Source organism: Streptomyces sp. NPDC026673 (assembly GCF_040638135.1).
Taxonomy (GTDB): domain Bacteria; phylum Actinomycetota; class Actinomycetes; order Streptomycetales; family Streptomycetaceae; genus Actinacidiphila.
The window spans coordinates 174,413-180,703 of record NZ_JBEZXR010000008.1 but is presented as its reverse complement, the minus strand read 5'-3'; the positions used below and the strand labels follow the sequence as shown (position 1 = coordinate 180,703).

General features: G+C 67.2%; 8 protein-coding genes, 1 tRNA gene and 1 pseudogene. 6 read left to right on the top strand and 4 right to left on the bottom strand.

All coding sequences use genetic code 11. From position 1 onward, the window contains the following. Positions 1-332 precede the first annotated feature (332 nt). Positions 333-1,157, top strand: coding sequence for a Yip1 family protein (locus AB0F62_RS09700; RefSeq protein WP_361794535.1), 825 nt, complete (start codon positions 333-335; stop codon positions 1,155-1,157). Positions 1,158-1,286: 129 nt separating this feature from the next. Here the strand turns inward: AB0F62_RS09700 and AB0F62_RS09695 are convergent, their stop codons facing one another. Then, complete coding sequence (locus AB0F62_RS09695; protein ID WP_361794510.1) at positions 1,287-1,787, bottom strand: phosphoribosyltransferase; 501 nt, start codon at positions 1,785-1,787, stop codon at positions 1,287-1,289. Positions 1,788-1,791: 4 nt separating this feature from the next. Then, the gene (gene dcd, locus AB0F62_RS09690) at positions 1,792-2,367 is read right to left on the bottom strand and encodes a dCTP deaminase (protein WP_361794507.1); all 576 of its coding nucleotides are present in this window, start codon (positions 2,365-2,367) and stop codon (positions 1,792-1,794) included. Between the two features lie 515 nt (positions 2,368-2,882). Between dcd and AB0F62_RS09685 the strand changes: the two genes are divergently transcribed. After that, positions 2,883-2,956, top strand: a tRNA-Gly gene (locus tag AB0F62_RS09685). Positions 2,957-3,007: 51 nt separating this feature from the next. On the opposite strand, the pseudogene AB0F62_RS09680 reads toward AB0F62_RS09685, so the two are convergent. After that, positions 3,008-3,289 (bottom strand): annotated as a pseudogene (locus AB0F62_RS09680) (site-specific integrase); the annotation flags it as partial. Between the two features lie 108 nt (positions 3,290-3,397). Here AB0F62_RS09680 and AB0F62_RS09675 point away from each other — a divergent pair. After that, complete coding sequence (locus AB0F62_RS09675; protein ID WP_361794504.1) at positions 3,398-3,715, top strand: hypothetical protein; 318 nt, start codon at positions 3,398-3,400, stop codon at positions 3,713-3,715. Between the two features lie 128 nt (positions 3,716-3,843). Here the strand turns inward: AB0F62_RS09675 and AB0F62_RS09670 are convergent, their stop codons facing one another. Next, positions 3,844-4,374 (bottom strand): hypothetical protein, encoded by a 531-nt coding sequence (locus AB0F62_RS09670; protein WP_361794501.1) that lies wholly within the window; start codon positions 4,372-4,374, stop codon positions 3,844-3,846. Between the two features lie 135 nt (positions 4,375-4,509). Between AB0F62_RS09670 and AB0F62_RS09665 the strand changes: the two genes are divergently transcribed. The 3 genes from AB0F62_RS09665 to AB0F62_RS09655 all read left to right on the top strand — a co-directional run bounded on the left by AB0F62_RS09665 (position 4,510) and on the right by AB0F62_RS09655 (position 6,155). After that, positions 4,510-5,037: a hypothetical protein gene (locus AB0F62_RS09665; protein WP_361794499.1), complete on the top strand. Its 528-nt coding sequence runs from the start codon at positions 4,510-4,512 to the stop codon at positions 5,035-5,037. A gap of 133 nt (positions 5,038-5,170) precedes the next feature. After that, a complete protein-coding gene (locus AB0F62_RS09660; protein ID WP_361794496.1) occupies positions 5,171-5,332 on the top strand; it encodes a hypothetical protein in 162 nt (53 codons plus the stop codon). A gap of 406 nt (positions 5,333-5,738) precedes the next feature. Beyond that, complete coding sequence (locus AB0F62_RS09655; RefSeq protein WP_361794493.1) at positions 5,739-6,155, top strand: MerR family transcriptional regulator; 417 nt, start codon at positions 5,739-5,741, stop codon at positions 6,153-6,155. Positions 6,156-6,291 lie beyond the last annotated feature (136 nt).

Sequence of the window (6,291 nt, the reverse complement as noted above, 5' to 3'; positions counted from 1 at the left end):
GGCCCGGGGTTCGTGGTGGAGGGACTGGTCCACGACGCCGAGGGCGTGCCGGTCAAGGGGCTCCACCCGCTCCGGGGAGGCGGGCCGCCCGGCGCGAAATCGCCCTGCCCCTGCCCCGGCCGCCGTGCCGCCGTGCCGCCGTGACCGCGTAGCGGCCATACCGCCGTACCGCCGTCACCCGGAGGCATCGCCGCAGCGCCCGAGGCAGCGGAATCTGTCACAGCTTGGCAGCAAACCCCCTCCAGAGGCGGGGGGCTCCGTCCTCCGCCCCCGCGACCGGGTACGTTCGAAGCGTGGCTGGATTCAGGAACGGACGCGGACGGGACGGGGACGTGCAGCACCCGCATCAGCAGTACGGCGGCTACCCGCAGCAGAACACCTCACCGGGCGGGCAGCAGCCCCACTACGGCTTCACACCGGCCGCCGACGGCGAACCCGAGTACTTCGGCGGCGCCCCGGCGTCGTCCCCCTCGTACGACAACAACCCCGGGCACACCCGCGCCTTCTCCATCGGCGACGCACCCGACACCTACGACCCCTACGAGGCGCAGTCCCCGCAGCAGCCGGACCAGGTGTCCACCTACCGCGCGGGCCACACCATGGCGCCCCCCGCCGGCCCCCGGCTCGGCTGGAAGCAGCTGCTGAGCGGCGTCGTCATGCGCCCGGCCGCCACCTTCTGGCAGATGCGCGACTACCAGGTGTGGGGTCCCGCCCTGATCGTGACCTTCCTCTACGGGCTGCTCGCCGTCTTCGGCTTCGACAGCGCCCGCGAGGACGTGCTCGACGCCACCCTCTCCAACAGCATCCCGTGGGTGATCTGCAGCGCCATCGCCGTCATCCTGTGCGGCCTGATGCTCGGCGCCGTCACCAACGCCCTCGCCCGCCAGCTCGGCGGCGACGGCGCCTGGGCGCCCACCATCGGCCTGGCGATGCTCGTCACCGCGCTGACCGACACCCCCCGGCTGGTCTTCGCCGTCTTCCTGGGCAGCGCCAACACCTTCGTCCAGTTCCTCGGCTGGATCACCTGGATCGGCTGCGCGGCCCTGCTGACCTCCATGATCTCCAAGTCCCACGACCTGCCGTGGCCCAAGGCGCTGGGGGCGGCCTCGATCCAGCTGATCGCGCTGCTGGTGCTGTTCAAGCTGCCGGTGATCTGACCGCGGCGAACGGGGCGGCCGGCCCCGTCTCCCGTCTTCACGGGTAAGGGGCGCCACTCCTGGAGTGGCGCCCCTTACCCGTACATCCGGTTACCCGTGCAGCGGCCGCTCTCGCGGTCCCGCTCGGCCCTACGCGTCCAGCACCTGGCCGGAGCGGCGCACCACGGGCGGTTCCACGCTCCAGGGGAAGTTGATCCAGTCGTCCGTGCGCTTCCACACGTAGTCGCACTTCACGAGCGACTGCGACTTCTCGTAGATCACCGCGCTGCGCACCTCGGCGACATGGTCGACGCAGAAGTCCCGGACGAGCTTGAGCGTCTTGCCGGTGTCGGCGACGTCGTCCGCGATCAGCACCTTCTTGTCGGAGAAGTCGATCACGTTGGGGACCGGGGCCAGCATCACCGGCATCTCCAGGGTCGTCCCGACCCCGGTGTAGAACTCCACGTTCACCAGGTGGATGTTCTTGCAGTCCAGCGCGTACGCCAGCCCGCCCGCCACGAAGACCCCGCCGCGGGCGATCGACAGCACGATGTCCGGCTCGAAGCCGTCCTCGGCGATCGTCCGCGCCATCTCGCGCACCGCCTGCCCGAAGGCCTCGTACGTCAGGTTCTCCCGTGCGGGCTCGCTCATCCGCTCACACCTGCGTCCGATGGAAGTTGAGGTAGGACCGCGACGGCGTCGGGCCCCGCTGTCCCTGGTACCGCGAGCCGTACTTGTCCGAGCCGTACGGGAACTCCGCCGCCGAGGTCAGCCGGAAAAGGCACAGCTGCCCGATCTTCATCCCCGGCCAGAGCTTGATCGGCAGCGTCGCGACATTCGACAGCTCCAGGGTCACGTGCCCCGAGAAGCCGGGGTCGATGAAGCCCGCCGTCGAGTGGGTCAGCAGTCCCAGCCGGCCGAGGCTCGACTTGCCCTCCAGCCGCGAGGCGATGTCGTCCGGGAGGGAGATCACCTCGTACGTCGAGGCGAGCACGAACTCCCCGGGATGGAGGATGAACGCGTCCTCCCCCTCCGGCTCCACCAGCCGCGTCAGATCCGGCTGCTCGACGGCCGGGTCGATGTGCGGATACCGGTGGTTCTCGAACACCCGGAAGAAACGGTCCAGCCGCACATCGATGCTCGACGGCTGCACCATCGACGGGTCGTACGGGTCGATGCTGACCCGGCCGTTGTCGATCTCGGTCCGGATGTCCTTGTCAGAGAGAAGCACGCAAGCAGGTTACGCGGGGACGGGGCTCCGGGCCGAATCGAGCCGACCCGGCCCGGGGCCCCCGCTTCACGTCCGACCTGCGCGGTCAGGGCGTCCGGCCGCCGGCGGCTACCTGCCGCCGCTCTCCACCGGCTCCACCGGAACGGCACTCCGCAGGCGCGCGCAGCGCGGGCACCTGATCAACCGCCCTGGGCCCAGCCGGCCGGCTCCCAGGTTCTGCATCGGGAACGTAGCGGTGCTGAAAACGTGCCCCTCGGCACAACGAACGACGGTGCGATCCATCGCTCCCCTTCTCCCCGGTACCTCAACGACGAAAGCCACATTAGGGGATGAATCCACCCCCACCTCACGCGGCACTCCGCCCGCTCCGGCACCTCGGGTCGCCCACACCGTACGCCCCTCCACCGCTTCCCCGCACACCCTTCCGTGACAACACGAAGGCCCCGGGAGGCATGCGCCCGGGGCCGGGCATGGGGTACAGTGTGCGAGGTCAGATACCTCAACAGGTGTCTTACGCGGGTGTAGTTTAATGGTAGAACATGAGCTTCCCAAGCTCAGAGCGCGAGTTCGATTCTCGTCACCCGCTCCATGCAAAAGCCCCTGGCACACAGCCCGGGGCTTCTTTGTTGTCCAGACCTCCTTATCCCTCCCGTGCCCGTTGCGTGCCCGATGAGCCGTCGTCGTGCCCGTCGATTGATGTGCGGCCAGCCCGCACGCGAGCATCGAGCGCGGCGGTGATCTCCTTCTGCCGCTCCAGCGTCGAGTGCTGGTAGATCAGCGCAGCACGCTCGGAGGACTGGCCGGCGCGGACCATGGCGTCCTTGAGCGTGGCACCCGACTGCGTCGCCAGCGTGTGGCCGGTGTGGCGCAGATCGTAGAAGCGGAAGTTCTCCGGCAGGCCGACTTTGGCGCGGGCTTTCCGAACGTGGCACTGCTGGATGCCGCGATCCATGCCGCTGCGGCGCTCGACCCCAGACCGGGCAGGACACCGCCCATTTCCGCTCCACCGTCCGCGCGGTAGTGTTCCCGCGTGTATGCCTCATTGATGTTGGTCTCCGGCTTCGGGCTCGCACTCCTCGGCGTGCTGGCTTTGAACGGCCGAGGAAACGCGGGGAATGCAGGATTGCCCATGGTCGGCTGGGGTTTTGTGACGATGGGTGGTGGCTTCGCCTTGGACGGCGGGCCGACACTCCTCGGGCTCTCTACCGGAATGAGGGCAAACCTTGCCGGTGTGGCCTTGGCACTCGGCGTGCTCGGTGGGGTGCTGGTGCTGTGCGGCAGGGTGAGGGCTCGTCGCGTCGAGAAGTCGCAGGTGACAAGCTCGGCAGACTGGACCCAGAAGAACTGATCAGGGCTACTGGCACCGATAGCCAAGACGATCACCACTATCGTGCCGCCGTGGCCGAAGACTCGGCGATGATCAGCCTGACTGGCGACCAGGCCATAGCAGCGTGATTCCTGGCAGCCACCACCGGATCACTCGATCCACTCCGCTTCGACATCGTCGGGGACCCAGGGGAACGGAATCCACGGGTGCCTCGCGGGCCGCTGGACATCGAGGTCGCATGCGAGAACAGCATCGACGAAGGCGCGGGGCGGCAGATAGCCGTGGTCGACGACGTAGTGGCCGATGAGTGTCGGGGCCGCAAAGGCAGTACCGTACGCGCCCGGGACGCGGATCTCGCCGCTGCCGCAACTGGCGCGGTGGTTACCGGGCCGCGGTGTGTACCACGGGTGCGGATCGTCAAACGGGATCTTGCAGAAGTCGCAGGGGTGGATGCCGAGCATCAGATTGATCGCTTGCGCCTCGATGACGGCCAGCAGGTTGTCCGTGAAGCCGACGGGGGCCCGTCCGCATGTCCAGGGCTCGTCCCCGCTCAGCCAACCGACGTTGAGGCGCTCATACGGGGGCTGAAAGCACACGAATCGCAGACTGCCCGGGTCGGGGTCGGAGAACGTGTCGCCGTCGTTGGTGTACTCATAGCGGCTGAGATCCTCGTAGAACATCGACGCATCAGACCATCCCTTGAGGCGAGCTGTTACAGGTTTCGCTCGGAGTCGTCCAAGTTGGCCCCTGTCAGGGGCTGTTCACTTACGGGTGTGGGCTTATCGGCCGCGTGACCCCCGCCGTAAGGTTCTGCCATGCGATCTGGTGATGCCGCTGGAGGTCCTGCTCGGACTGGTACGCACTGGGACCCGTCGAAGTTCCCGGAGAGTGGCCGCGACGACATGGAGTGGTTCTGCAAGAACCCGGTCGCCGTGCTGACGATCGCCATGCTGATCCTGACTGTGGGAACGTGGTTCATGGCTGCCGTGGCGCCCATCGCCATCGAACTCCGAGATGGAATCCACACCACTGGCGCCGCGCACAACCGCGGGACAGGCAGTGACGCTGAATGGTGGGTCACTTTCAAGGTTGCCGAGAAGACCGAGACCCACCGTCTTTTGCCGGAGAAGGTCGGCCAGAGACTGCTCGACGACGGCGATCGAATCGACATCGTCTACAACCCGGCCAATCCGTCGCATGTTGCGCGAGAAGGAGATACCGGGCTGCGCAATCTGTTCCTGCCATCGGGAATGCTGCTGGTTGGGTTGATCTTCTTGGTGACCTCCGGTGTCCTTTGGTTTCGCCGTCGCCATGCTGTACGGCAACGAGGCACAGCAACCTAGGCACTCACGAGCTACCGCAACCGATTCCAGGTGACCGACTGGCATGCCCCGCATGACGGCCCTGGCCCGCGTTCTCTTCCTAGCGCATGGGCATGACAGTTTCTCCGCGGATAGAGTTCCCCTGGGAGGTGTCGTGAACGATTCCGATGGGACAGGCAGGTTCGAGCAGGAGGATCCTTTCGAACACGGGAAGGTGACCCCGCGGACGGTCGCCCTGTGGTTCGGCCTGGGCGTGATGATGTGGGTGATCGGCATCGTGTACGCGACCGTGTGCATCGGTCTTCGGAACCCCTAGTACCGACTGGCCACACCGGGCGCCAGCCCCCCGGATTCCGCGCCGCCTTCGTGTCGGGGAACGACGCTCCCTCGTCTTGGAGCGCTGCGACGACGATTGACGCACGTGCCGGATGCGTGCCCCATCGAGCGGGCGACAGCCGTGAACCGTGGGGCCCCTCGCACATGGCACAGGGGCGCCCCGCGTCTTGGGGCGCCCCTTTTGTCCGGCGACTCGAGACCCGGGAAAGCGCCTGCGCCGCAGCCGGGGCGGCGACACCGTGGAGAGGGTGGTTTGACCTCACATTCCGGGCCGTGGAAGAAGCCGAACCTTTCCAGTAGCGTGAAGGTCCCGCAGATAAAGGCAAGATCGCCTACCTGTGCGACAACGAGGCTTATCGTTCGCACGAATGCCCGGGGAGGGCGATGTGAAGATCGGAGAACTGGCCGCCAAGACCGGTGTCGCGCCGCGGCTGCTTCGTTACTACGAAGAGGTCGGCATCCTGACGCCGTTCCGGAGCCCCAACGGATACCGCACATACGGCGAGCCGGCCATCGACCGTGTTCTGCAGATCCGCGAACTCCTCGAAGTCGGTTTGACGACGGAGATGATCCGCGAGGTCCTGCCCTGTCTCGAGTCCGCCGATGGCGATGCGCACACCCGGGAGTGTCCGGACGCAAAGGATCTGGACGGTCTGCGACGTCAGCTCGGCAGCATCAAACGGCGCATCGACGTGTTGCAACGCAACCAGCGCGCGATCGAGGCATATCTGCGCTTCCAGGAGGACGCCACAGCCCCGTTGCCTACGACCGCGGATGGGGTCCTGGACCTGGTTGCGCAGTGACAACGGCGAGACTCACGCGCCGGCGCTCGCCCGCCGGAAAGCGCTACCGGTGAAGCCCAGGGCTGGGGCTGCCGGCGAGACGGAGACGGGCCGGACGCTTCGACGGACGGATTTCCCGGCGGCGGGGCCCCGGTAC

Excerpts from the sequence above, each read along its gene's own strand:
- AB0F62_RS09695 (WP_361794510.1), bottom strand. The coding sequence starts at position 1,787 with ATGAGCGAGCCCGCACGGGAGAACCTGACGTACGAGGCCTTCGGGCAG.
- AB0F62_RS09670 (WP_361794501.1), bottom strand. The coding sequence starts at position 4,374 with ATGTTCTACGAGGATCTCAGCCGCTATGAGTACACCAACGACGGCGAC.
- AB0F62_RS09665 (WP_361794499.1), top strand. The coding sequence starts at position 4,510 with ATGCGATCTGGTGATGCCGCTGGAGGTCCTGCTCGGACTGGTACGCAC.